This window comes from uncultured Aliiroseovarius sp., from assembly GCF_947492455.1.
GTDB lineage: Bacteria > Pseudomonadota > Alphaproteobacteria > Rhodobacterales > Rhodobacteraceae > Aliiroseovarius.
In genome coordinates, this window is the sequence record NZ_CANLNB010000003.1 from 38,471 (window position 1) to 59,057 (window position 20,587).

At 60.6% G+C, this 20,587-nt stretch carries 22 protein-coding genes; 9 read left to right on the forward strand and 13 right to left on the reverse strand.

What is annotated here, in order from left to right:
• Positions 1 to 79: 79 nt before the first annotated feature.
• On the reverse strand, positions 80 to 697 hold the full coding sequence (locus tag Q0677_RS06950) for a TetR/AcrR family transcriptional regulator (protein WP_298907637.1): 618 nt from the start codon (positions 695 to 697) through the stop codon (positions 80 to 82).
• A gap of 68 nt (positions 698 to 765) precedes the next feature.
• Here Q0677_RS06950 and Q0677_RS06955 point away from each other — a divergent pair, with 68 nt between their 5' ends.
• On the forward strand, positions 766 to 2,343 hold the full coding sequence (locus Q0677_RS06955) for a trimethylamine methyltransferase family protein (protein ID WP_298907638.1): 1,578 nt from the start codon (positions 766 to 768) through the stop codon (positions 2,341 to 2,343).
• Positions 2,344 to 2,442: 99 nt separating this feature from the next.
• A complete protein-coding gene (locus Q0677_RS06960; RefSeq protein WP_298907640.1) occupies positions 2,443 to 4,485 on the forward strand; it encodes an NADH:flavin oxidoreductase in 2,043 nt (680 codons plus the stop codon).
• 1 nt (position 4,486) lies between these two features.
• Here the strand turns inward: Q0677_RS06960 and Q0677_RS06965 are convergent, their stop codons facing one another.
• The 3 genes from Q0677_RS06965 to ubiA form a co-directional block, all read right to left on the reverse strand.
• Complete coding sequence (locus Q0677_RS06965) at positions 4,487 to 4,813, reverse strand: hypothetical protein (protein WP_133484891.1); 327 nt, start codon at positions 4,811 to 4,813, stop codon at positions 4,487 to 4,489.
• Positions 4,814 to 4,835: 22 nt separating this feature from the next.
• Positions 4,836 to 6,914 (reverse strand): OmpA family protein, encoded by a 2,079-nt coding sequence (locus Q0677_RS06970; protein WP_298907642.1) that lies wholly within the window; start codon positions 6,912 to 6,914, stop codon positions 4,836 to 4,838.
• Between the two features lie 64 nt (positions 6,915 to 6,978).
• Positions 6,979 to 7,947, reverse strand: a complete 969-nt coding sequence (ubiA, locus tag Q0677_RS06975; RefSeq protein ID WP_298907644.1) for a 4-hydroxybenzoate octaprenyltransferase — start codon at positions 7,945 to 7,947, stop codon at positions 6,979 to 6,981.
• A gap of 11 nt (positions 7,948 to 7,958) precedes the next feature.
• On the opposite strand from ubiA, the gene Q0677_RS06980 reads away from it, so the two are divergent.
• The 3 genes from Q0677_RS06980 (at position 7,959) to Q0677_RS06990 (ending at position 10,621) form a co-directional block, all read left to right on the forward strand.
• The gene (locus Q0677_RS06980; RefSeq protein ID WP_298907646.1) at positions 7,959 to 8,684 is read left to right on the forward strand and encodes a 16S rRNA (uracil(1498)-N(3))-methyltransferase; all 726 of its coding nucleotides are present in this window, start codon (positions 7,959 to 7,961) and stop codon (positions 8,682 to 8,684) included.
• Positions 8,681 to 9,187: a hypothetical protein gene (locus Q0677_RS06985; RefSeq protein ID WP_298907649.1), complete on the forward strand. Its 507-nt coding sequence runs from the start codon at positions 8,681 to 8,683 to the stop codon at positions 9,185 to 9,187. Before Q0677_RS06980 ends, Q0677_RS06985 begins: the two co-directional genes overlap by 4 nt.
• Positions 9,188 to 9,250: 63 nt before the next feature.
• A complete protein-coding gene (locus tag Q0677_RS06990) occupies positions 9,251 to 10,621 on the forward strand; it encodes a glutamate--cysteine ligase (RefSeq protein ID WP_298907651.1) in 1,371 nt (456 codons plus the stop codon).
• A gap of 38 nt (positions 10,622 to 10,659) precedes the next feature.
• Here the strand turns inward: Q0677_RS06990 and Q0677_RS06995 are convergent, their stop codons facing one another.
• The 3 genes from Q0677_RS06995 to Q0677_RS07005 form a co-directional block, all read right to left on the reverse strand.
• A complete protein-coding gene (locus Q0677_RS06995) occupies positions 10,660 to 11,547 on the reverse strand; it encodes a DMT family transporter (RefSeq protein ID WP_298907654.1) in 888 nt (295 codons plus the stop codon).
• Between the two features lie 13 nt (positions 11,548 to 11,560).
• Complete coding sequence (locus Q0677_RS07000) at positions 11,561 to 11,971, reverse strand: HTH domain-containing protein (RefSeq protein ID WP_298907658.1); 411 nt, start codon at positions 11,969 to 11,971, stop codon at positions 11,561 to 11,563.
• 125 nt (positions 11,972 to 12,096) lie between these two features.
• On the reverse strand, positions 12,097 to 13,533 hold the full coding sequence (locus Q0677_RS07005) for an FAD-binding oxidoreductase (RefSeq protein ID WP_298907661.1): 1,437 nt from the start codon (positions 13,531 to 13,533) through the stop codon (positions 12,097 to 12,099).
• Between the two features lie 95 nt (positions 13,534 to 13,628).
• Between Q0677_RS07005 and glpK the strand changes: the two genes are divergently transcribed.
• Positions 13,629 to 15,095 carry a glycerol kinase GlpK gene (gene glpK / locus Q0677_RS07010; RefSeq protein ID WP_298907664.1) on the forward strand — a complete coding sequence of 489 codons (1,467 nt, stop codon included), beginning with the start codon at positions 13,629 to 13,631 and terminating at the stop codon, positions 15,093 to 15,095.
• Here glpK and Q0677_RS07015 read toward each other — a convergent pair.
• Entirely contained in the window at positions 15,082 to 15,333 is a 252-nt protein-coding gene (locus Q0677_RS07015) for a hypothetical protein (protein WP_133484883.1), read from the reverse strand. The genes glpK and Q0677_RS07015 overlap by 14 nt on opposite strands.
• A gap of 92 nt (positions 15,334 to 15,425) precedes the next feature.
• Here Q0677_RS07015 and Q0677_RS07020 point away from each other — a divergent pair, with 92 nt between their 5' ends.
• Both Q0677_RS07020 and Q0677_RS07025 read left to right on the forward strand, forming a co-directional pair.
• On the forward strand, positions 15,426 to 15,797 hold the full coding sequence (locus tag Q0677_RS07020; protein ID WP_298909093.1) for a YigZ family protein: 372 nt from the start codon (positions 15,426 to 15,428) through the stop codon (positions 15,795 to 15,797).
• Positions 15,791 to 16,144 carry a diacylglycerol kinase gene (locus tag Q0677_RS07025; protein WP_298907671.1) on the forward strand — a complete coding sequence of 118 codons (354 nt, stop codon included), beginning with the start codon at positions 15,791 to 15,793 and terminating at the stop codon, positions 16,142 to 16,144. The genes Q0677_RS07020 and Q0677_RS07025 overlap by 7 nt, the downstream gene beginning before the upstream one ends.
• 14 nt (positions 16,145 to 16,158) lie before the next feature.
• Here the strand turns inward: Q0677_RS07025 and Q0677_RS07030 are convergent, their stop codons facing one another.
• Positions 16,159 to 16,626, reverse strand: a complete 468-nt coding sequence (locus Q0677_RS07030; protein ID WP_298907674.1) for a hypothetical protein — start codon at positions 16,624 to 16,626, stop codon at positions 16,159 to 16,161.
• Between the two features lie 372 nt (positions 16,627 to 16,998).
• On the opposite strand from Q0677_RS07030, the gene Q0677_RS07035 reads away from it, so the two are divergent.
• A complete protein-coding gene (locus Q0677_RS07035) occupies positions 16,999 to 17,577 on the forward strand; it encodes a thymidine kinase (protein ID WP_133484880.1) in 579 nt (192 codons plus the stop codon).
• 145 nt (positions 17,578 to 17,722) lie between these two features.
• Here the strand turns inward: Q0677_RS07035 and Q0677_RS07040 are convergent, their stop codons facing one another.
• The 4 genes from Q0677_RS07040 to Q0677_RS07055 all read right to left on the reverse strand — a co-directional run bounded on the left by Q0677_RS07040 (position 17,723) and on the right by Q0677_RS07055 (position 20,450).
• Positions 17,723 to 18,676, reverse strand: coding sequence for a D-glycerate dehydrogenase (locus tag Q0677_RS07040; protein WP_298907679.1), 954 nt, complete (start codon positions 18,674 to 18,676; stop codon positions 17,723 to 17,725).
• On the reverse strand, positions 18,670 to 19,020 hold the full coding sequence (locus tag Q0677_RS07045) for a tRNA-binding protein (protein WP_298907682.1): 351 nt from the start codon (positions 19,018 to 19,020) through the stop codon (positions 18,670 to 18,672). Before Q0677_RS07045 ends, Q0677_RS07040 begins: the two co-directional genes overlap by 7 nt.
• Complete coding sequence (gene proC / locus Q0677_RS07050) at positions 19,013 to 19,831, reverse strand: pyrroline-5-carboxylate reductase (RefSeq protein ID WP_298909096.1); 819 nt, start codon at positions 19,829 to 19,831, stop codon at positions 19,013 to 19,015. Before proC ends, Q0677_RS07045 begins: the two co-directional genes overlap by 8 nt.
• A 115-nt stretch (positions 19,832 to 19,946) precedes the next feature.
• A complete protein-coding gene (locus tag Q0677_RS07055; protein ID WP_133484878.1) occupies positions 19,947 to 20,450 on the reverse strand; it encodes a YbjN domain-containing protein in 504 nt (167 codons plus the stop codon).
• Between the last annotated feature and the right edge of the window lie 137 nt (positions 20,451 to 20,587).

Genomic DNA, 20,587 nt, shown 5'->3' on the forward strand with positions numbered 1-20,587 from the left:
CGGTTGGCCCGGTCAGGTCTTTCAGGTGTTAGACTACCAAAAGCATGGATGGAAAACAGACGCTAGGGGAAAATTGGATTCAATATCCGTTCCGGGCGCGAAAACGCCGGATCTCGCTGTCAGTCGGGGTTTGGCCGGTGAACAGCTCGACATAGCGCGGGACGCGGTCGATCCGGCCCGTGGGGTCTTCTTTGATCTCCATCGCGATATAGCCGACCTGTGTATAAAGGATCGCCATTGTCCGCACCTCGGCATCATCCGGGGCATAGCCATAGCGTTCGAACATGGATTTGATGGCGGTTTTGCGCTGGGCGTCGGCGTCATCCACCCGTTGCTTGAGGGCGACATCATGATCGGCCCAGTTTCGGATCGCGCGGTCAAGCTGCGCGTCGAACAGGTCTTTCTGGAACCAGCAATCCTGAAGATTGAACATCGCCTCGCAGATCGTCTCGGCGTAGAGCGCACATTGGGCGACTAGATTGCCGGTGTTTTTGTCCTCCCACCGTTTGATCATCGCGTCCAGCAGCGCCTCGCGGTCACGGAAGTGGTGATAGAACCCGGTCCGCGTCAGGCCAAGCTGGTTCGCCAGCGGCATGATCTTCACGCCGTCCACACCGGACGTGACCAAAAGCTCAAGCGCAGCATCAAGCCACATGGTTTCGGAAGCGCGGGGGCGGGGGATGTCGTTTTTAGCCATAATCGCGGATCATAGGCGACTTGACACATGTGTCAAATCAGTTGCCACTTATGTCAACTATGCGACTCATGACGAAGGAGGATGTGATGGGCGAGCTAAGCACAGGACGGCGGCGCAGCCGTGGTAAGCGGCAGGCACGTGATGGTGCGCCGGGGCAGAACCCGCATCTGGAGCGGCCCTATATCAAGCGCGGCATCCCCACCTATGACATTCTGGGGGAAGAGGCGCTAAGCCAGATCGAGGCGACCGCCGACCGCATCATGGCCGAGATCGGCATCGAGTTCCGCGACGATCCTGAAACGGTCGAGATGTTCCGTAAGGCAGGTGGCGAGGTCACGCAGCTTGACGATACCCGCTGGAACATCAAGTTCGCGCCGGGCATGATCCGCGAGATCCTGAAGACGGCGCCGGGCGTCTTCACCCAGCACGCGCGCAACCCGGCCAATAATGTACAGATCGGCGGCGACAACGTGGTCTTCGCGCCGTCCTATGGTAGCCCCTTCGTGATGGATCTGGACAAGGGTCGCCGCTATGGCACGCTGGAGGACTTCCAGAACTTCGTGAAGCTGGGACAGGCGAGCCCGTGGTTGCACCATTCCGGCGGCACCGTGTGCGAACCCACCGATGTGCCGGTAAACAAGCGCCATCTGGACATGGTCTATGCCCATATGCGGTACTCGGATCGCCCGTTCTTGGGCTCGATCACCGCGCCCGAACGCGCTGCCGACAGTGTCGAGATGTGCCGCGTGTTGTTCGGCGCGGAATTTGTCGACCAGAACTGCGTCATCATGGGCAATTTCAACACCACCAGCCCCTTGGTGATTGATGGCGTCACGTCGCAGGGCATCCGCGAATATGCCAAGGCCGGGCAGGGATCAATCCACCTGCCGTTCCTGCTGGGCGGTGCGGTGTCGCCACTGACCATGGCGGGATCTGTGGCGCAATGTCTGGCGGAAAGCATGGTCTCCTGCGCGATTGCACAGCTTGAGCGCCCCGGCGCGCCGGTGGTGCTGGCGAGCTTCCTCAGCTCAATGTCGCTGCGCTCGGGCTCGCCCACATTCGGCACGGCAGAACCTGCGGTGGGCAGTCTGGTCTATGGCCAGCTGGCACGCCGCCTGAACCTGCCCCTGCGCTGTGCGGGCAACTTTTCGACCTCGAAACTGCCGGATGCGCAGGCAATGCAGCAATCGATGATGTCGATGATGTCGGCGGTGCAGTGCGGGGCGAACTTCCTGCTGCACTCGGCCGGGTTCCTCGATGGGCTTTTGTCCATGTCCTACGAGAAATTCATGCTGGATCTGGACCTCTGTGGCGCGCTGCATTCTTACTACGATGGGGTTGTGGTGAACGAGGATACGCTGGGCTTTGATGCCTTGGCCGAACAAGGGCCGGGCGAGCACCTGTTTTCGACCGCGCACACGATGCGCCACTACAAGACCGCCTATTACGACAGCGCGCTGGACGACAACCAGCCGTGGGAGACATGGGACGAACAGGGCGAGATTGACATGGCGACCCGTGCGAACCAGCGTTGGAAAGCGCAGTTGGCGGCTTATGAGGCGCCTGCGATGGATGAAGCCACAGACGAGGCTTTGCAGGACTTTATCGCGCGCAAGAAAGCCTCGATGGAAGACGCTTGGTATTGAGGGGGTAGGGGGCTTTGCCCCCGCGTCTGCGACGCTCCCCCAGGATATTTGAAACAAGAAAATGCGGGCGAGACTGCCCAAAGCCGAGAAGGATGGATGATGTCAAACGATCCACTTTTGCAGCCGTATCAACTGGGGCATCTGACCCTGAGAAACCGGATCATGACCACCAGTCACGAGCCAGCCTATCCCGAGGATGGAATGCCGAAAGCGCGCTATGCCGCCTATCATGCCGAGCGCGCCAAGGCGGGTGTGGCGATGACCATGACGGCGGGATCTGCGGCTGTGTCGAAAGACAGCCCGCCAGTTTTTAACAACATCCTTGCCTATAAGGACGAGGTGGTGCCGTGGATCAGGAACCTGACCGATGCGGTGCACGAACATGGTGCAGCCTGCATGATCCAATTGACCCATCTGGGGCGGCGCACGGGCTGGAACAAAGGTGATTGGTTGCCGCCGGTGTGCTCGACCCCGCATCGCGAACCCGCCCACCGCGCCTTCCCAAAAATGGCCGAGGATTGGGATATCGCGCGGATCATCTCGGACTTCGCGGACGCGGCCGAGCGGATGAAAGAAGGTGGCATGGATGGAGTCGAGGTGATGACCCACGGGCATTTGCTGGACCAGTTCATTTCGCCTCTGACCAACCGGCTGGACGGCCCCTATGGCGGCGACCTTGCTGGGCGGATGAAGCTAACAATGGATATCATTGAAGCCGTGCGCGACCGTGTGGGGCGTGAGTTCATCGTTGGGGTGCGGTTTGCGCCAGATGAGGTCGAAACGGGCGGGATTGATCCTGAAATGGGATTGGAAATTGCCCGGATGCTGCGTGACTGCGGGCATGTGGATTACTTGAACATCAACCGGGGGCGCATCCATACGGATCCTGCGATGACGGATATGATCCCTATTCAGGGTGCGCCGGCATCTCCGCATTTGGATTTCGCGGGGCGGGTCCGCAAAGAGGTTGGGATGCCCACATTCCATGCAGCCCGTATTCCAGATGTTGCCACCGCGCGCCACGCGGTGTCATCGGGGCAGCTGGATATGGTCGGCATGACGCGCGCGCACATGGCCGATCCGCATATCGTGAAGAAAATCATCGAAGGGCGGGAAGAAGATATTCGCCCCTGTGTTGGTGCGACCTACTGTCTCGACCGGATTTATCAGGCGGGGGATGCGCTCTGCGTCCATAACGCCGCCACCGGGCGTGAGTTGACCATGCCGCACGAGATCGCCCCAGCGGAGACCCCGCGCAAGGTGGTGGTCGTAGGTGCTGGGCCTGCGGGGCTTGAGGCCGCGCGAGTGGCCGCCGAACGCGGCCATGACGTGACCGTCTTCGAGGCGCAACCCGATCCCGGTGGTCAGGTGCGCCTGACGGCACAAACCCCACGCCGGCGCGAGATGATCGGCATCATTGACTGGCGCATGGCGCAATGCGCGGCCCGCGATGTGACGTTCCATTTCAACACATGGGCCGAGGCCTCGGACGTCACCGACCTGAACCCCGATGTGGTGATCGTCGCTACCGGTGGCTTGCCGAACCTTGAACTGTTCGAGACCAAGGGCGAGCAGGATCTGGCCGTCAGCGCGTGGGACGTGATCGCAGGCGACGTGAAATGTGCGGGCGATGTGCTGATCTATGACGAAAGCGGCGACCATCCGGCGTTGCAAGCGGCCGAGATCGCTGCCGAAGCTGGCGCGAATGTCGAGGTGATGACCCCCGATCGTGTCTTCGCCCCGGACATCATGGCGATGAACCTTGTGCCCTATATGCGCTCGCTTCAGCCCAAAGGGGTGCGCTTTACGGTGACCGAGCGCCTGAAGGGTATCGCGCGCGACGGTAATCGCCTGACGGTCACGCTGGGGACGGATTATTCCGATTACACCCGCGAAGCCACATACGATCAGGTGGTTGTGAACTATGGCACGATGCCGATGGATGATCTGTATTTCGACCTGAAAGAGCTCTCATCCAACCGAGGCGAAATGGACCACAACGCGCTGATCGAGGGACGTCCGCAGACCATCAACACCAATCCTGACGGGCAATTCCAACTGTTCCGCATTGGCGACGCGGTGTCAGCACGCAATACGCATGCCGCCATCTATGACGCGCTTCGGCTGGTGAAAGACCTGTAAGTTAAGCCTGCTGCGTGCGTTCGATATACGCGCGCAGCTCTTCCGCTTCGTGGCGGGCATCGCGCAGGCCGTCCATCGCGGCGCGTAGCTCGGCCTCGGTCTGATAGAGTTGGTTGGCCATCTCGGCCTCGCGCGATTGCAGATATGTGATCGCTTCGTCGCGGGTTTCTTCCGCGTCGTGAAGCGCCTGCGCCATCTTATCCAGCTCGCTCATCTCGCTGCCAGGCACTTGCACGAAGCGGTGGATCAGCCAATGGGCAAACCATCCCAGTACGAAGGCCACGAAAAGAATAATGGCGGTGACGATGATAAACTCGGTTCTGTTCATCGGGGCTGTCCTTCCGTGTCAATCAGCGTTCCGGGCGCGGGGCCGGGCGGGGGTCGTCTGCGTCGGGGGCGAAGACTTCGGGGCCACTATAGGACGGCGCGGCGGTGTCTTCAGGTGAGTCTGTGGTGGTCGCGTCCGAAACGTCGCCGTCCGCGGCTTCGGTGTCAGGGGCTTCGCCCCCTTCGACCGGAGCGTCTGCTGCAGGCGCATCGGTGGTTTCGGGCGCGGCTTCGGTTTCCAGAGCTTCCGCGTCGTCAGCAGTCTTTGCGTCGTCGTCCGACACACCTTCCAACAAGCGGAACTCGATCCGGCGGTTGGCTTCGCGGCCTTCCTCGGTTCCGTTGTCAGCGATCGGGTTTTCCTCGCCATAACCGACAGCCGACAGGTTCGAGGTCAGGATCCGGCGCGACAGAAGCGCCGACAGGACGGCCTGCGCACGGTTTTGCGACAAGGCAAGGTTCATTTCCTCGCGGCCTTGGCTATCGGTGTAGCCTGCGATCTCCATCCGCACGTCCGAGCAGTCGCGCATGATCTCGGCAATCTTGTCGACGGTCTCGGCAGCTGAGGCTTCGATATTGGCCGAGCTGGGCGCGAAGGTGATTTTCTTTTCGGCCAGAACCGCGTTGATGTCTGCGGCACATTCTTCCGGGCTGGGCAGCAGCAGGGTCGGGTTCAGGCTTTCTTCGTAGGCGACATTGACCTGAAAGTTCTCCGACGCGCCAAGTTTCTCGCCCAACAGGCGCGAGATTTCTGCAGCGACTTCTGGGTCTCCGGTGCGCCCGCGAATGTCCACGATGTCGGGCTGCACGACGATCACACCGCTGTGGACCAGCGACAGGGCCTCAAGGCCAGCCAGAACGCGCGTGGGCCAGTTGCTGGGCAGATCGGGATCAAGGCGGGTGGCCGGGTAGACCGCGTTTGAGCCGAACTTGGCGCGGGCAAAGCTTTCTGCCGCGCTGCGCAAGGCTTCGTCCGACAAGCGGCCGCGCAGTTGCACCTGACCTTCGGGGCTAAGGGTTGCGACGAATTCGGGTGTTGCCTCGCCTTCGCCGGTGCCGTCGATCTTGACGGGTTCCGGCAGGACCGAGTGCAGCGAATAGAGGTCCGGCAAGTTGCTTTCCAGCTCGCCCACCACGCGGTCGAAGGTGGCTTGCGGCGTGGTGTCCAGCGCGACCAGAGTAACGTCGGCATCCGAGAAGGTAACCGAACCGCCGCCAAGGGCCGCGACCGCGTTAATCCCCATTTCGGCCGCATCGGCCCAATCCGGGGACGGTACGCCCAGCCCGATGATGCAGTTGGCCACACCTTCAAGCCCCGCTTCGGTCGCGGCCGAGATGATCTTGGCGCGTCCGATGGCGTTATGAGCGGAACAGGCGTCAAACCGTGCGCCCTCGTCGTCAATCAGGAAGCGCAGCGTGAAGGGGGTGATGACCGGGCGCGGAGCCGAGATGTCGATGGACAAAAGGATCGAGCGCGGGGCCTTGCGCTTCAGAAGGCGGGCCCATTCTTGCTGCTCTTCTGCGCTGTCGGCCACCGCGGTGATCGACACCTTGTCGGCATCCATCGAGATTTTCGAGCGCGGCAGCTGTTTCAGCGCATAGAGCGCGAAGTCCAGCGTCGTGTCCCAGTTGGCGGGGATGGGATAGTCGGCGACCTCTAAAAGGTCCGTGACCTCGGCCTTGTCGGCGATCCGCCCCACTTCTTTCACCAGCCCCTTGCGGTCCGATTTCGTGGGGATCAGGCCGATCATCGAGATGCCCGAGTTGTTGCGTAAAACCTCGATCGAGAAGCGCGGCGGTGCGACGATCTCGGCCTCAGGGATGGTCATGTTGTCAATCACACGGGTCGCGTCGACCTCACCCCCGGCGATGGACAGCGCGCGAAAGCGCATGGCTTCGCTGGGTGCATTGCCTGATAGCACGACCTGCAAACCATCGGACTGAACCTGCGCCCATTCATGCCCGCGCAGGGTCAGCGCATCCTGCACAGCATCTTCTGAAAAGCTTTCGATGGCATTGACCGAAAGAATAGCCGCAAACAGGGCCAGAAAAGCGCCAACAACAAGCGAGGCCGAGGCCATAAGAAATTGCGAGGGGCGCATACGTATTCAGGTCCGTGATTTCTTTGGTTTTTAGTTTATTATGGGGTCAGGGGGCAGGGTGCAATCATACGATTTGGCTTGCGGCAAGAAACAGCACAAGAATAAGCCCCGTATCACGGTTGGATCGGAACAGTTTTAGGCAGTTTTCCGGGCTGTCCGTGTCCAGCGAGCGCAGTTGCCATGCCAGATGCCACCCCATGAACCACGCGCCACCCAGCGCGATGACCAGCGACAGGACATTCGCGTTAGGGGCCAGTGCCAGAATGATCGCAAGGGCGGTCAGCGCGACGGTGGCAATCAGGAACAACCGCAGCCATGCGCGGCTGTTCTCGCCAAATAGGCGTGCGGTGGATTTCACGCCGATCAGCGCGTCATCCTCGGTGTCCTGATAGGCATAGATCGTGTCATAAAACAGGGTCCACGCGATCCCAGCGGCATAAAGCGCGACAGGCGCGAAGCTGAGCGATCCGGTATGCGCAACCCACCCCACAAATGCGCCCCAGTTGAACGCGATGCCAAGGAAGACCTGCGGCCACCATGTGAAGCGCTTGGCAAAAGGATAGATTGCCACGGGCAGCAGGGCCGCGACACCCAGCAGAATTGTGGTCCAGTTGAAGGTCAGAAGAATGGCGAAGGAAATCAGCGCCTGAACGCCCATCCACACCAACGCCTGTTTCACCGTAACCTGACCCGAGGGGATCGGGCGGCTTTTCGTGCGCTCGACCTTGCCGTCGAAATCGCGGTCGGTGATGTCATTCCACGTACACCCCGCCCCACGCATCAGGAAGGCCCCGATCGCGCAGCCCAGCATGATCCACGCGTCGTACCAGCCAATGCGACCCGTGCTTGCGGTGGCCAGAAGCAGGCTCCACCAGCAGGGGATTAGCAAGAGCCATGTGCCAATCGGACGATCCGCGCGGCTGAGGCGCAGATAGGGTCGCGACCAAGCTGGCGCGCGGTGATCCACCCAATTGCCCGTATAGGCATCAGAAACCTGTCCATTCTGGTCTGGCAAATCGGCGTTCGGGGTCATAGATTTCCCTCATGAAACAGGCAAAAGTCAGGCTCTATGTAGATCACCCCTTGGGTCAGGGGCAAACCGTTTCGCTGGATCGCGATCAGGCACATTACCTTTTTGGGGTAATGCGGCTGGGCGAAGGCGATCTAGTGGCGCTGTTCAACGGGCGCGACGGCGAATACCCCGCCCGCGTGATCGAGGCCGGCAAACGCAAGGGTGTGCTGGAGTGTCTTGAGCAATCCCGCCCGCTGCACATGCCCCCCGATCTGTGGCTGTGCTTTGCGCCGATCAAGAAGGCGCGCACCGATTTCATTGTCGAGAAAGCCGCCGAGATGGGCGCCGCCCTGATCCAGCCCATGTCGACCGAGTTCACCAATTCCGAACGCATCCGCCGCGATCGTCTGCAGGCCCACGCTGTCGAGGCGGCCGAGCAATGCGGTGGCACCTATGTGCCCGAGGTCGTGGATCTAATGCGTATGGACAAGCTTTTGGACGCGTGGCCCGACGACCGCCAGATCATGTTCTGTGACGAGGCGCTGGTGGGCGCGGCCGAGACGCTCACCGCCGCCAGCGGCCACCGCTGGGCCATCTTCATCGGTCCCGAAGGCGGCTTCTCCGACCGCGAACGCGCCCGCCTCCACACAATGGAAAACGCCCACCCCGTCAGCCTCGGCCCCCGCATCCTGCGCGCCGACACCGCCGCCGTCGCCGCCATGACCATGTGGCAGCAAGTGCTTGGGGATTGGGGATGATCCGTCCCGAACTTCAGGCGCAACTTCTGCGCTATCGCGAGGCGCTTTTTGGCGTCGCCATCGTCCTTCTCGGTCTCTTGTGGGCATGGGATTCCCTTGGGCTGATCACATGGATGGGTCTGGCCTTGGCCGCGTTTGGTGCGGTGATCCTGTGGTCCGGCCTGCGGCGTGCGCGTATTCGCTCGGCACATGGGGGCGTCGGCGTGGTGCAGATTGACGAACGCCAAGTGACCTATCTGGCACCTGTTGGGGGCGGCTTTGCCTCGCTTGACGATGTGGTGCGGATCGAGATTGGGCGCGACTTGGCGGGGCTTCCCGTTTGGCGGTTCCAGCAATTGGGCGCGGTCCTGACCATCCCCGCCCGCGCCGAAGGGGCCGAAGCGATCTTTGATGCGCTGACCGCGCTGTCCGGCGCCAATATCGACGCCGCGATCCGGGCGGTGAACACGTCCCCAAATGACACTGTCGTGATCTGGACGCGCGGCGTCGCAAAGCTGCATTGACACTGGCCGCCGCTTGCCCCACGACTGGAGCCCCCTAAAGGGCGTATTCAACAGGAGCCGAACATGTCCATTCCTCAGTCCGGTGGTGGCCCGATCACCCATCACGATCAACTGGCCCAGTTCCTGGAAGACGGCTGCAAACCGCGCGAGACATGGAAGATCGGCACCGAGCACGAGAAGTTCGGCTATTGCAAGGACACGCTGAAGCCGCTGCCCTATGACGGTCCGCGCTCGATCCTAAAAATGCTGGAAGGTCTGCGCGACCGCTATAACTGGACCGAGGTGCGCGAGGCAGGCAACCTGATCGGGTTGAAGCGCGAGGGCGCGAACATCTCGTTGGAACCCGGTGGGCAGTTCGAGCTGTCCGGCGCGCCGTTGGACAACATCCACCAGACCTGTGACGAGGTGAACGAACACCTGCGCGAAGTGCATGAAATCGCGGACGAGATCGGCGCGCGCTTCATCGGTCTTGGCGCTGCGCCCGAATGGACGCACGAGCAAATGCCGGTGATGCCCAAGGGGCGGTATAAGCTGATGACCGACTATATGGACAAGGTCGGCACGCACGGAAAACAGATGATGTACCGGACCTGTACCGTGCAGGTGAACCTCGACTTCGCGGACGAGGCCGACATGGTGCAGAAATTCCGCGTGGCGCTGGCGCTGCAGCCGGTGGCGACCGCACTGTTTGCGAACTCACCCTTCTTCGAAGGCAAGCCCAATGGCCACAAATCCTGGCGCTCGCGCATCTGGCGTGATCTGGATGGCGCGCGCACCGGGATGCTACCGTTTGTGTTTGAAGACGGCATGGGGTTTGAGCGCTACGTGGACTATGCGCTCGATGTGCCGATGTATTTCGTCTATCGCGACGGGCAGTATATCGACGCGCTGGGCCAAAGCTTCCGCGACTTCATGCAGGGCAAACTGCCCGCGCTGCCCGGTGAAACGCCGACGCTGAGCGATTGGGCCGACCACCTGACCACGATCTTCCCCGAGGCACGGATTAAGCAATATATGGAGATGCGCGGCGCCGATGGTGGCCCGTGGCGTCGCCTCTGCGCGCTGCCCGCCCTGTGGGTTGGCCTGATGTATGACCAAACCAGCCTTGATGCGGCGTGGGATCTGGCGAAGGGCTGGGACGAAGAGACCCGCGAAGCCCTGCGTGTTGCGGCATCCGTCGAAGGCCTGCAGGCCGAGGTGAACGGTATTCGCATGCTCGACCTTGCCCGCCATGTGGTGAAGATCGCCGAAGGCGGCCTGAAGGCCCGCGCCCGTGTGGGCAGCGGCGGCATGGTGCCGGACGAGACACACTTCCTGAACGCGCTGCAAGAAAGCGTCGAAGAAGGCCGCTCGCCCGCCTGTGAACTTCTGGGCAAGTATCACGGCGAATGGGATGGGGATCTCAGCCGGATTTATGCGGAATATAGTTACTGAGAGCTGCTTTGTGGGACGAAGCTGTCATTTAGCCAATGTCAACTTTGTGACTTTGGCCGTTTGTTGACGAGTATGACACCTGCGAAGATTAGTGCGGTGGCGACGTAATCCCAAACGACGATAACTTCACCTAAGAATAGCGCACCCAGAAAAAGAGCGACGACTGGCGGGACATACGTGAGCGCGGATGCACGCACCGCACCAAGCTTGCTAATGACATAATAATAAAGAACGTAAGCCAGTCCTGTTCCCAAGAAGCCAAGGCCGAATACCAGAACAGCGAAGGAGGTCGGATCATCGTAGAGCGTTCCGAGTCCGGATTTGTCCGTCACAACCAGCAAGATCACGGTTGCAAAGCCAAGCTGGTACGTTGTGAGTGCGGCTGGCGGTAGGTCCAGAGGTGTGACAAACTTGCGGGCATAGACAAAAGAAACGCCTAGGCTGAATGAGCCGAACACCATCCACAACACGCCAAATAGGTAGCTGTCGCCGAGTCCTCCTGAAAATGGCTTCGCAATCAGGGTCACGCCAATCAATCCGACAAGCAAACCCAAAACCCGATTGGTGGTGAGCTTCTCTTCAGGCAGGAATAGAACCGCAGCCAGAAGCGAGAAAAGCGGAATTGACGCACTAACTGCACCTGCCAAGCCAGATTGCAACAGTGCCGTGCCTTGGGCAAAACCGTAGAAATAGAGTGCGGCAGCGAGGCAGGCCATAGCGACAAAATGCAGGCTATGCTTTAGATCAGAGAGCCTTAGCTGCCTCGTGATCAATGCGTAAGCCGCTACCGTCAAAAAACCGGCAATGACCCGCACCAGTACAACCTGCATCGGGGTGACGGCATCGGTTGACCACTTAATGAACACAAAATTTGTGCCCCAGATCAACCCCAACAAAAGCCAGGCCAGCACGGCGCGATTGATCATGGAGTGTCCCATTTCAAGCTGACAGCTTCGCGATTGCATTCAATGCGCGTTGGAAATCGGGGCGTTCGGCCAGCGCGACTTCGTTTATAACTCGCTCTTGCGCCTTCGCCCAAAACGGCATGACGCGCTCGATTGTGCCCTGCCCTTCGGCGGTTAGTTTTGCGATCTTCGATTTCCCCGTCGGGGCGCTTTCTACCTGCACACCCCCGCTTTCAATCAGCGGCTCTATTGTCCGGTAGAGCGATGTTCGCTCCATCGCGAGGTCATCGGCCAGCCGCGATAAAGATAGTGGGCCGTGGCGTTCAAGAGCCCTCAGAATGGAGAGTTGTACAATACTGACGCCAGTTTCAGACAAGGCATCTTGGTAGTGTCGAAACAGGACACGGTTTGCCTTTCTCACGGCGGTGAAGATGCACTGATCCATGGCTTATCCAGTATGATGTTAGTACATCATGTAACTACATCACATGGGATGAACTTTACAAGCGTTTTCACCCCAACTCCAAGAAAGCCGACATTGGTGAATGCGCAGCATCAGTCATTTTGGGCTCAAAACTGTCGTTTGTCATTTGTCGAGCACGACCCCGGCAACATTTTTCCCGGATTCATGATCACCTTCGGGTCCAACGCCTGTTTGATCTGGCGCATCACCTCCAGCGCCACCGGATCCTTGCGGCGCTGCATTGAGGGCAGTTTGGACAGGCCGATCCCGTGTTCAGCAGAAAAGCTGCCGCCCAGTTCGCGCACCACGTCCTCGACCCGTTCCATGATAGGGTCGCAGAGCGTGGGGTCGCTGGGGAACACCGCGTAGTGGATGTTGCCGTCGCCCAGATGCGCGACTTCAAGCGTGTCGGCATTGGCATCTAGCTGGGCGAGTTCCGAAGTCATGTGGGCCAAGAAAGGTTCCACCTGATCCAGCGGTAATGCGATGTCGTTGTTTACAAGAGGTTGGCGCCCCAGCACCACCTCGGCGGCGGCCTCGCGGCGGGTCCACATTTCGACGCGTTGGGTATCGTTTTGTGCGATTACGGCGTCCAGAACAGCGCCGTCCTCCATGAAGCCCGCCAGAACCTCTTCCAGATAGGTGGTCAGGGGCTGGCTGCCATCTGCGGCCAGTTCCACATCACGCGGTGCGTTTGAAACGATCTCGGTCAGGATGTTGATCTGGTGGCAGTCATCGAACGGTGCGCGCAGGTCGGGGCGCTTTTCAGCCAGCGCATCCAGATAGCTGCCCGGCATGTATTCGAACGCCTCGACCGCGCCGCCTGTGACCTCTTGCAAGCGGTTCAGAACGGATAGCGCGGTGCCAAGCTGGTCAACGGCGATCATGGCGGTCGCGCGCGCGGCAGGGGCAGGGACCAGTTTCAGGACGGCACCGGTGATCACGGCCAGCGTGCCTTCCGAGCCAATCAACAGATCGCGCAGGTCATAACCGGAATTGTCCTTGTGCAGTTCGCTCATCAGATCCAGCACGCGACCATCGGGCAGGACGGCCTCGATCCCGATGCACAGCGCGCGGGTGTTGCCGAATTTCAGCACATTGGACCCACCCGCATTCGTGGCCAGCATTCCAGCAATCTGGCACGATCCTTGCGCGCCAAACGTCATGGGAAAGCGCAGCCCGTGTTCAGCGACCACGTTGTGTAGGGTCTCTAACACCACGCCGCCGTCCACGATGGCAAGGCGGGCGTCGGGTTTGACCTCGCGGACCCTGTTCAGCCGCGCCAGCGACAGCATCATGCTGCCTTCGGGCGCGTGCGCGCCTCCGGAAAGCCCAGTGTGACCTGACACCGGCACGACCGGCGTGCATGTCTCATTGGCCAGTTTCATCACCTGCGAGACCTCGTCGACCGATCCGGGCCGCACCACCGCAAGAGGCGTGTTCTGGTACTTCCCGATCCAATCCGTCGCAAATCCCGCCGTGTCAGGACCAATGAGAACATGATCAGGGCCTGTGATGCTGCGCAGGGCGTTCAGAATATCCATTTCGGGTCCTTCGGGATGTGCGTGACTTGGATTTGGCAGGGTGCTAGCGATAACTTCTAGAAAGTTCCGCGCGCGATGCCAAGAAGGAGAGCCCCATGACCCATATCCTTGCCATTGATCAGGGCACCACTTCGTCTCGGGCGATCTTGTTTGATGGGGATATGCGGCCCAGCAACGTGGCGCAGAAGGAGTTCACCCAGCATTTTCCGGCCTCGGGCTGGGTCGAACATGACCCGGAAGAGATCTGGGAAACCGTGTGCGCCACTTGTCTGGAAGCTGCCGAAGGGCAACAGATCACGGCCATTGGCATCACCAACCAACGTGAAACGACGCTTGTCTGGGACCGTGTGACCGGGGCGCCGATCTATAACGCGATCGTCTGGCAGGATCGCCGGACCGCTGAAACCTGCGCCGATCTGAAAGCCGCCGGGCACGAGGCGATGGTGACGGACCGGACGGGGCTTTTGCTGGACCCGTATTTCTCGGCCACGAAGCTGGCATGGATCTTGGATAATGTGGACGGCGCGCGGGCGAAGGCGGAAGCCGGAGAGCTGGCCTTTGGCACTGTGGATACCTTTCTGATCTGGCGGCTGACCGACGGCGCGTCACATGTGACCGACGCCACCAATGCCGCGCGTACGATGCTCTATGACATCAAGCGCGGAGCGTGGGATGCGGATATCTGTGCGCTGTTAAACATTCCGATGACCATGCTACCCGAGGTACGTGATTGCGCGTCCCAATTTGGTGTGACGGACCTGCTGGGCGCGCCGGTCCCCATTTTGGGCGTGGCAGGCGACCAGCAGGCGGCCACCATTGGGCAGGCCTGTTTCCAGCCGGGGATGCTGAAGTCTACCTATGGCACCGGGTGTTTTGCGCTGCTGAACACGGGCGATGCGCCGGTCGCGTCAAAGAACCGCTTGCTGACCACGATCGCCTATCAGTTGGACGGCAAACCGATATATGCGCTCGAGGGCTCGATCTTTATCGCGGGTGCCGCGGTGCAGTGGCTTCGTGATGGCATGGGGATCATCGACGATGCGGCCGAGACGACGGCGCTGGCCAATGCTGCCGATCCCGCGCAAGAGGTCATCCTTGTCCCCGCCTTCACCGGCATGGGTGCGCCTTACTGGGATGCGGAATGTCGCGGCGCGGTGTTCGGTCTGACCCGTGGGTCTGGCCCCAAGGAATTCGCCCGCGCGGCGCTCGAGGCGGTGGGCTTTCAAACCCGAGATCTGTTGGAGGCAATGCAGGCCGATATGGGCGATGCCGGGGACACCGTGCTGCGTGTGGATGGCGGGATGGCGGCATCCGATTGGGCGATGCAGTTTCTGGCTGACATCAACCAAGCCGCCGTGGATCGCCCAACGGTTCTGGAGACCACCGCGCTGGGCGCAGCGTGGCTTGCGGGCATGAAGGCCGGGATCTATCCCGATCAAGCCGGATTTGCCGAGACTTGGGCGCTTGAGCGCAGCTTTGCGCCGCAGATGGACAACGACACCCGCACCCGTCGCTATGCGGGCTGGAAAGATGCGGTGGCACGGACGCTTAGCCGCGCTTGATCTCGGACCGATAGATCCCTTCGGGCAGGTTTAGTGCGGCAGTCAGGTCGCGCAATTGCGCCGGGGACAAGGTGATCTTGTGCACCTGATCGGTGCGCGGATCCCATTGTTCTAGCGTCACACATCCAGCAAAGGCATTGATAACCACATCTTCGTTCAAGTGTGGGGCTTCGGTATCCTCGCCCTCATCCACAAGAGTGACGACGGTCGAGTCAAATTCGTGTTCGATGGTAAACATAATCCAAGTTTATCCGCTTGGGCGGCAAAGGCCAGAGTGATCTGGCGAAGCGCCCGTGCGGCGGCTATACATTCCCTATGGGCAAGACTGATATGCAGCAATTCAGCGGGTTTCTGACCGACCGAGGATCGAAATACGCGGTCTCGGGCGGGCCGGTTGGCAGCCGCGCGGATGTGAAGGCGTTTCTGAAAACCCTGACCCGCGACAAACGCTATGCCAAGGCCACGCACAACACTTGGGCGGCGATCCTGCCCGACGAGGGCGGTGTGAAAGGCGATGATGGCGAAGCGGGCGCGGGCATGGTCATTCTGCGGATGCTGGAGCGCGAAGAGGTCACGGGCCATATCATCGTGGTGACCCGCTGGTTCGGCGGCACCAAGCTGGGCGGAGATCGCTTTCGCCGGGTGCAGGACGCGGTGCAACATTATCTAGAAAACGCAACGCTGAAGGGGGACGCATGCTGAAGGTTTTCCTGCGTCGATTCTGGCAAAGATGCATTTGGTCTTGGGCCGGGTGGCGCGCAGCGTGGCGAACCGAGGCGTCGTTGTGGCAGTGGGCTATCGCCTGTGTGATTTCCTGTGCCGCGGCGCTTTGGATGGATCTGACCCGCGGGGAAACCGCGCTGCTTCTGGCGCTGAGCGTGCTGGTCGTCGCCTCCGAGCTGATCAACACCGCGATCGAACGCACCGTGGATCTGGTCACCCGCGAACAACACGACCTTGCCCGCGAAGCCAAGGATACGGCCAGCGCTTTTGTCGCCCTGACGGCGATTGCCTGTGGCGTTGCGTGGGTAGTAATCCTGTTCGGATGATCAGGCAGACGTAATTAGGCTTGGCCGTTCCCGGCCTCTTCTTCCAGATGCAGCTTCATGTCGATCAGTACATGCTGAAGCGCCAGCGTTTCACGCAGAAGGCGCTTGGCTTCGTTGATCGTGATGATGCCGTCCTCGATGGACTGCTGGTATTCTGCCATCAGCATCGCAAAACGCTGTGACAGGGCAATCACGTCGCTATTGATCCCGCCTTCGGGGGAGTTCTTGCGCTCGGAATCGTACGAGATAGTGATCCCCTGAAGCTCGCCCAGGGCGCTGGTGACATGGGGATAGCGCGCAGCCTCTTCCAGCGCAGCAACGGCGTCGATGGGCATAAAACGGTCGGAATGTTCGTCGCTGTCGGAATAGTAACGTCCCAGAGTGGCCTTGGATTTACCCGTGAGCGAGCAGGCAGCTTCCAGCCCGACGTCTTTCACCAGCGCCTCGGTGTGTTTTTTCAGATAGCTTCCAACACCAGCCATACTCATATTCCCTTGTCGTCCCCGAATACATGTGGGGAATTCCTTAACCCTTTTCCCATTATTTTTCGGGTAAGGGAATGGCTTATTTAAGAACTGTAGTGAGTTGCCTTTTGCTGTTTGCGAGTAAGAGAGTTTCGTGACGAGTGGCCCGCCGCCAAGTGCGTGGGTAAGAAAAGCCGGTGGTCAGCATGCCGCCGGGATGCAGGCAAAGCGCCTGCATGAGAAAGCGGGATGTGAGTGGTTTCCCGGTGTGTGGGCTGTTTCCATCGTGGACTGTGTCCGCCAGCGGGATTGTGTGCGCGTCCGCTTTCTCCTTTTCGGTTGGCTTCGTCACGGGTTGAACCGTCTGCACAGGCCGCGTAATTCAGGGGTATGGCAAAGCTCTATTTTCACTATTCGACCATGAACGCAGGGAAATCGACCCTGCTACTGCAGGCCAGCTATAACTATCACGAACGCGGGATGCAGACGTATCTGATCACCGCGCAATTCGACAATCGCGCGGGTGAGGCGCGGATTGGCAGCCGGATTGGGATCGGTGCGGACGCGGACACCTTTGGGGTGGGCGAGGATCTGTATGACAAGATCGCGCGGCGGCAGGCAGAGGGTCCGTGCGCCTGTGTGTTCATCGACGAGGCGCAGTTCCTCAGCCGCGAGCAGGTCTGGCAGTTGGCGCGTGCGGTGGATGATCTGGGCGTTCCGGTGATGTGTTACGGCCTGCGGGTGGATTTCCAAGGGAACCTGTTCCCGGGATCCGCCGCGCTGTTGGCGCTGGCCGACGAAATGCGTGAGGTGCGCACGATTTGTCACTGCGGAAAGAAGGCCACGATGGTCGTGCGGCAGGATGATCAGGGGCGTGTGTTGACCGACGGCGATCAGGTGCAGATTGGCGGGAACGAGACCTATGTGTCGCTCTGCCGTCGCCACTGGCGCGAGGCGACGGGCGGTTAGGTTTAACAATTGAGCGCCTGCGGCGCGCTTGGTGGCCTGTCGCGGTGCGACAGGCGGTGCCTCCGGCGGAGGTATTTTCGGCAAGAGGAAGCGCCCCGTAAATCTTTTTCGCTGAAAACGGGCAGAGCCAAGGGCAAGAGGAAGGTCAGACCGGGGTTGGCAGTGGTCTTCCGTTGGCGAATGCCTCGATATTATCCATCGCCAGCATGCCCATATCCGTCCGCACCTCGAGCGTGGCAGTGCCCAGATGCGGGAGCAGCGTCACATCCTCGCGGTCGGTGAGCGCTTTGGGCACTTTGGGTTCAAACTCGTAGACGTCCAGACCGGCGCCTGCGATTTGGCCTTGTTCCAAAGCGTCGATCAGGGCGGCTTCACGTACGACTTCTCCGCGCGCGATGTTGATCAGAAGCGCATGGGGCGGCATGGCGTCGAACGTGTCTTTGTCGATCAGGTGGAGCGTTTCGGCCCCGCCCGGAACCGCGATGACGAGGATGTCCGCAGCGCGGGCGACGGCGTCAATACTGGGCAGTTGCTGTGCAGCCAAGTCAGGTGTCTTGGGCGAGCGATTGTAGAACACCACCTGCATGCCAAAGCCGAAATGGCAGCGTTTGGCGATGGCCTCGCCAATGCGGCCCATGCCGATGATGCCGACCGTTTTGCCCGACACATGCATGCCCAGAAGCTGTGTTGGGTGCCAGCCTTCCCATGCGCCCTTGCGCAGCAGGCGTTCACCTTCTCCGGCCCGGCGGGCGGTCATCAGGATCAGGGTCATGGCTGTATCCGCAGTGGCATCGGTGACCGCGCCGGGGGTATTTGTCACCTGAAGCCCGTGCGCCTTGGCCGCAATCACGTCGATATGGTTGTAGCCAACACCGAAATTCGCCAGCAGACGGGCGCGGATCGGGTCCGCACTCTCGAAGATGTCAGCCGAGTAGAGGTCACCCAGCGTCGGCAGGACGATGTCGTAGTCGCGCAGGCTCGCGATCATCTCGTCCCGCGTCATGGGGGTGGTGATGTCGCGCACAGTCGTGTCGAAGGCCGCGTAGGCGCGGGCCAGGACGGCGTCGGGCAGAGGGCGCGAAATGAAAAGGCTTAGCACAAGCGCGCTCCGTCCGGGGTGTCTTTGTCTGGCGTGATCAGGCCGACATTCCCGTCTGCGTCGTAGAGGCCAAGGATGAGCACTTCGGACCGCATTGGACCAATTTGTCGCGGCGGGAAATTCACCACGCCCAGCACTGATTTGCCCACCAGATCTTCAGGCGCGTAATGCTGCGTGATCTGGGCCGAGCTTTTCTTCTCGCCAATCTCTGGTCCGAAATCCACCCAAATCTTGATGGCAGGTTTGCGAGCTTCCGGGAAGGGTTCTGCACGCAGCACGGTGCCTTTGCGGATGTCGACTTTCATGAAGTCGTCGAAGGTGATCTCTGGGGTCAGGTCAGCCATTGGCAAGCTCCTTGGAACGGTCGGCGGCGGCTTTTACCGCGCGGCTCAGAAGGTCGGGGAAGCCGGTGTCTTCATTCATCAGGACGGACAGCGCGGCGGCGGTGGTGCCGCCGGGACTGGTGACGTTCACGCGCAGTTGGGCCGGGTCGTCGTCAGCCTCTTCCGCCAATGCACCCGCGCCACCCACGGTGGCCTTGGCCAGTTGCATCGATAGCTCTTCCGACAGGCCCTGTTGGACGCCAGCCGCCGCCAGCGTCTCGATCAGGTGAAACACATAGGCAGGGCCCGAGCCCGAGACGGCGGTGACGGCATCCATCTGGTGCTCCCCGTCCAGCCGGACGACCTGTCCAACAGCAGACAAAAGCGCTTGGGCCAGATCCATGTCTCCAGCGCTGGCATGATCATTGCCGCAAATCGCCGTAATCCCGCGCCCGATGGCGGCGGGGGTGTTGGGCATGGCGCGGATGATGGGAGTTTGGTTGCCGAGCATGTCCTCATATGTCGAGATCGGCGTCCCTGCAGCGACTGACAGGAACAAGGTTGTGCCGTTGCCCAGCGCTTTCAAGGACGGTAGCGCCTCGGCCATCATCTGTGGCTTTACCGCGATCAGCACGATGGCGGGGTTGTCGGGCAGCGTCGTGTTCAGGTTCAGCCCATCCAGCGATTGCAGCCAGTCCGAGGGGTAGGGGTCATTCACCCAGACCGAGCTGGTCGGCAACCCATCCGACAGCCAACCTTCCAGCATGGCCGATCCCATCTTGCCGCAGCCCAACAGTACCAGCCCGCGCGATTTTACCTGATCCATCATGATGACGCCTCATCCCGTGTTTATTTGCCGTGCGAGATTAGAGCGCAGTACGGGCGGCGCAAGCTGAAACCGCGCCCGAAGGCGCGGCTGAGATAGTGAGTGGTGGTAAATGGTGGGGTTAGGCGCGGCCGTAGGCCTCGGCGATGGCGACCTGAAGCGCGTCTTCGACGCTGCGGTCGGTCCATGCGACCAGCTGGAACGCGGGGTAGAAACGTTCCGATGCTGACACGGCCGAGGCGATCAAGCGGTCGATCTGCTCGGGGCCAGCGAACTGTCCGCCCGTTAGGGGCAGACCGTAACGCCAGACCATCAGTCGTTGCTCTTCCCAATAGGTGAAGGCGCCGGTCCAGCACTGGTCGTTGATGCGGTTGAGGGCATCATAGACGCGCGGCAGGCTGTCCTCGGGCGGCTCCATTTCAAAGGTGCAGATCAGGCGCAGGGTTTCATCATATGGCGACCAGGCCAATGTGATCGAGTAGGTGCGCCACTGGCCCTCAACCGCCATGGCAATCTGATCCTCGGCGACGCGGTCGAACTCCCACGCGTGGTGTTCCGCGATGGTTTCGACAATGTCGATTGGGTGAAGATCTTCGCTTTCGATGTACTGCTCGGTTGCGGCCATGATATGCCCCCCATTGGTTTCAACATTTGTGACGGGGTCGTGGCAGCGACCGTTAATGGCCACAAATGCTTGATGCCTGTACAAGGTTCGGCGTTCTTTGCGCCTTGCCTTACTAGATATGGTGTCACTCAGATTTC

What these genes read in the sequence shown, in the direction of transcription:
- Q0677_RS06950 (WP_298907637.1), bottom strand. Translation starts at nt 697, where the DNA reads ATGGCTAAAAACGACATCCCCCGCCCCCGCGCTTCCGAAACCATGTGG.
- Q0677_RS06955 (WP_298907638.1), top strand. Translation starts at nt 766, where the DNA reads ATGACGAAGGAGGATGTGATGGGCGAGCTAAGCACAGGACGGCGGCGC.
- Q0677_RS06960 (WP_298907640.1), top strand. Translation starts at nt 2,443, where the DNA reads ATGTCAAACGATCCACTTTTGCAGCCGTATCAACTGGGGCATCTGACC.
- Q0677_RS06965 (WP_133484891.1), bottom strand. Translation starts at nt 4,813, where the DNA reads ATGAACAGAACCGAGTTTATCATCGTCACCGCCATTATTCTTTTCGTG.
- Q0677_RS06970 (WP_298907642.1), bottom strand. Translation starts at nt 6,914, where the DNA reads ATGCGCCCCTCGCAATTTCTTATGGCCTCGGCCTCGCTTGTTGTTGGC.
- ubiA (WP_298907644.1), bottom strand. Translation starts at nt 7,947, where the DNA reads ATGACCCCGAACGCCGATTTGCCAGACCAGAATGGACAGGTTTCTGAT.
- Q0677_RS06980 (WP_298907646.1), top strand. Translation starts at nt 7,959, where the DNA reads ATGAAACAGGCAAAAGTCAGGCTCTATGTAGATCACCCCTTGGGTCAG.
- Q0677_RS06985 (WP_298907649.1), top strand. Translation starts at nt 8,681, where the DNA reads ATGATCCGTCCCGAACTTCAGGCGCAACTTCTGCGCTATCGCGAGGCG.
- Q0677_RS06990 (WP_298907651.1), top strand. Translation starts at nt 9,251, where the DNA reads ATGTCCATTCCTCAGTCCGGTGGTGGCCCGATCACCCATCACGATCAA.
- Q0677_RS06995 (WP_298907654.1), bottom strand. Translation starts at nt 11,547, where the DNA reads ATGATCAATCGCGCCGTGCTGGCCTGGCTTTTGTTGGGGTTGATCTGG.
- Q0677_RS07000 (WP_298907658.1), bottom strand. Translation starts at nt 11,971, where the DNA reads ATGGATCAGTGCATCTTCACCGCCGTGAGAAAGGCAAACCGTGTCCTG.
- Q0677_RS07005 (WP_298907661.1), bottom strand. Translation starts at nt 13,533, where the DNA reads ATGGATATTCTGAACGCCCTGCGCAGCATCACAGGCCCTGATCATGTT.
- glpK (WP_298907664.1), top strand. Translation starts at nt 13,629, where the DNA reads ATGACCCATATCCTTGCCATTGATCAGGGCACCACTTCGTCTCGGGCG.
- Q0677_RS07015 (WP_133484883.1), bottom strand. Translation starts at nt 15,333, where the DNA reads ATGTTTACCATCGAACACGAATTTGACTCGACCGTCGTCACTCTTGTG.
- Q0677_RS07020 (WP_298909093.1), top strand. Translation starts at nt 15,426, where the DNA reads ATGCAGCAATTCAGCGGGTTTCTGACCGACCGAGGATCGAAATACGCG.
- Q0677_RS07025 (WP_298907671.1), top strand. Translation starts at nt 15,791, where the DNA reads ATGCTGAAGGTTTTCCTGCGTCGATTCTGGCAAAGATGCATTTGGTCT.
- Q0677_RS07030 (WP_298907674.1), bottom strand. Translation starts at nt 16,626, where the DNA reads ATGGCTGGTGTTGGAAGCTATCTGAAAAAACACACCGAGGCGCTGGTG.
- Q0677_RS07035 (WP_133484880.1), top strand. Translation starts at nt 16,999, where the DNA reads ATGGCAAAGCTCTATTTTCACTATTCGACCATGAACGCAGGGAAATCG.
- Q0677_RS07045 (WP_298907682.1), bottom strand. Translation starts at nt 19,020, where the DNA reads ATGGCTGACCTGACCCCAGAGATCACCTTCGACGACTTCATGAAAGTC.
- Q0677_RS07055 (WP_133484878.1), bottom strand. Translation starts at nt 20,450, where the DNA reads ATGGCCGCAACCGAGCAGTACATCGAAAGCGAAGATCTTCACCCAATC.